Source organism: Verrucomicrobiota bacterium (assembly GCA_037139415.1).
Lineage (GTDB): Bacteria > Verrucomicrobiota > Verrucomicrobiia > Limisphaerales > Fontisphaeraceae > JBAXGN01.
The window spans coordinates 1-2,939 of the sequence record JBAXGN010000341.1; the positions used below are offsets into that span (position 1 = coordinate 1).

At 57.0% G+C, this 2,939-nt stretch carries 1 protein-coding gene and 1 tRNA gene; one reads left to right on the top strand and one right to left on the bottom strand.

Annotated features, from left to right (window positions below):
- Nucleotides 1-468 precede the first annotated feature (468 nt).
- Nucleotides 469-2,622 (bottom strand): polyphosphate kinase 1, encoded by a 2,154-nt coding sequence (gene ppk1, locus WCO56_29400; protein MEI7733718.1) that lies wholly within the window; start codon nt 2,620-2,622, stop codon nt 469-471.
- A 240-nt stretch (nt 2,623-2,862) separates the two neighbouring features.
- Here ppk1 and WCO56_29405 point away from each other — a divergent pair.
- Nucleotides 2,863-2,939: transfer RNA gene (locus WCO56_29405), tRNA-Met, on the top strand.

Sequence of the window (2,939 nt, forward strand, 5' to 3'; positions counted from 1 at the left end):
TCGCCGACTTCCCAGTCGGCAGACCGTTTGGCATTTCCCAACGCTTGCGAATTTTCAACCCTTCGCAGGTTAGGAAACCTGCGACACAGCAGACTTGGAAATCTGCGGTACAAAACGCAACGGCAAGCCTCCCCCATAGCGGCTTCCCAGCCCCCCCCCTCATTCCGCAATCCCCATTCCCCATTCCCCATTCCCCAATCCGCAATGGAAGGTTCCTTCCCCGTACCGCAGGTTTCCTAACCTGCTGTGTCGCCGACTTCCCAGTCGGCAGACCGTTTGGCATTTCCCAACGCTTGCGAATTTTCAACCCTTCGCAGGTTAGGAAACCTGCGACACAGCAGACTTGGAAGTCTGCGGTACAAAACGCAGCGGCAAGCCTCCCCCATAGCGGCTTCCCAGCCCCCCCCCTCATTCCGCACTCCGCATTCCGCACTCCGAAATCCGCATTCCGCATTCAAAGGTTCCGCATTACAGTCGTCCGGGTGGCACCCGAATCACCTTCACTTTGGGATGTTGTTTCTGTCGGAGCCCGGCCGCCTCAATCGGTCCCGTGCCTTTGGTGGCGCGGGCAATAAACTCCATCTGGCTGCGGCATGACGGTTCGCCTGGCGACAGCACCGGGCGCCGGTAACTGCCATCCGCTTGAAGTACATTGACTTTTTGATTGTCGCGCAATGGCAGCTCCAAAAACTCATTGCGAATGATGTCCCGCAAGTTCCCGTCTTCAATGGGGAAAACCACTTCAATGCGCCGGAAGAAATTGCGCGGCATCCAATCCGCACTGCCGAGATACATCACCGGCTGGCAGGCATTTTCAAAGTAGAAAATGCGGCTGTGCTCCAAAAAACGGTCCACAATGCTGCGCACCGTAATAGTCTCACTTAGCCCTGCCACCCCTGGTCGCAAACAGCAGATGCCCCGCACAATCAGGTCCACCTTGACGCCCGCCTGCGAGGCCTCATACAAAGCGTCAATGACTTGCTCATCCACCAGGGAGTTCATCTTCGCAATAATGCGGGCCGGCAAACCCGCCCGGGCATTGTCCGTCTCACGAACGATGTACGCCAACATGCGCGTGTGCAACTCAAACGGTGCCAACAACAACTTGTTCATGCCTTGGAACTGGCAAATACCCGTGAGCAAGTTAAACAGGTTCGTGGCATCTTCGCCCATATCGGGACGGGCCGTGAACAGGCTGATATCCGTGTAAATGCGGGCGGTGCTGGCATTATAGTTGCCGGTACCCAGGTGCAAGTACCGCCGGATGCCCTCCTCCTCATCGCGCACCACCAGCGTGACTTTGGCGTGAATCTTGTAGCCCACCAAACCGTAGGTCACATGCACCCCGGCCTCTTCCAGGCGCTTGGCCCAGGCGACGTTATTGGCCTCGTCAAATCGCGCCTTCAGTTCCACCACCGCCGTCACCTGTTTGCCGTTGCGGGCCGCCTCCATCAGGGCGCCAACGATGCGCGGATCACCCCCGGTGCGGTAGAGGGTCTGTTTGATGGCCAACACCTTGGCATCCGCCGCCGCCTGTTGCAGAAATTGCACAACGGTATCAAACGAATCGTAGGGATGATGCAAAAGAATGTCTTTTTGCCGGATCAGTGCGAACAAATCATCCTGCCCGCGCACCATGGCGGACACGGGCGGCAGGAACGGAGGATCACGCAACTCCGGCGCGTGGTTTTCCTCCACGATCGCCAACATGCGGGAAGGATTCAGTGGCCCGTCCACGATGTACAAATCCTCTTCGGCCAAGCCCAACTCGCCGAGTAATTTCTGGCGCACTACCGGCGGACAGCCATGCTCCACCGTCAAACGGACGGCGTCGCCCTTGCGCCGGCGGTGCAATTCATTTTCCACCGCCTTCAAGAGATTGGCGGCATCGTCCTCGTCAATGTACAACTCACTATTGCGCAACACGCGCAAATGCCAATGCCCCAGGATTTTGGTGCCCGGAAGCAGGGCGTGCAGATAGTACCCGATGATCGAGCCGAGCGGCACATAATCCTGGCGCAGATCCGCCCGTGGCAACCGCAACAACCGCGGTAAAATCACGGGCACCTGCACCACCACCAACCGCTCCTGCGCCCGGCCATTCAGAGTCGTCTCGCCCCGCACAATGATATTCAGGGCGCGATTATGGAGATGCGGAAAAGGATGGGCGGGATCCACCGCCAACGGGGTGATCACGGGATGCACCTGGCTGCGATAAAACCGATCCACAAAGGCCAGGTCCGGTTTGTTTAATTCCCGGACCTTAAGGAAGCGGATGCCATGTTCAGCCATGGCTGGCAATAACTGTTCCCGCCAGCAACGAAATTGTTGTTCGCTCATCCGGCGCACCCGCCGGGTGATGGCTTGCAGTAACTCCACCGGGGTCAATCCATCCACCGTTCGCTCGGAAACCCCGCTTTCAATCCGCTGCTTGATCCCGGCCACGCGCACTTCAAAAAACTCATCCAGATTGGAACTGGTGATCGCAAAAAATTTAATCCGCTCCAGCAGCGGCACTTTAGGATCCAATGCCTCATTGAGCACCCGCTGGTTGAACTCCAACCAGCTTAGCTCGCGATTCAAGTAGCGAGCTGCCTCAGCCTGTTTTGCCGCAATCGTCATAACGGGCGCGAGTATAAGGCATTCCCCGCTGATTAGCCAGTTACAAAAATGTGTCGCCAAACGCGCCTTGTTCACCGCCTTTGGAGCCCATCCATGCCTACCCGATGACGAATCCACTACTCCTTCAGGAAACCTGATTCTCCTCCAACTTACCCGAGTAAAACTCGGGAAGTGCAAAAATATGAAAAATTAATTTGCATGACGCCTGCCACTTAGGTAGGCTGGTTGTTCCTAGGTGATCGCGGGGTGGAGCAGCCTGGTAGCTCGTCAGGCTCATAACCTGAAGGTCCTGGGTTCAAATCCCAGCCCCGCAACCA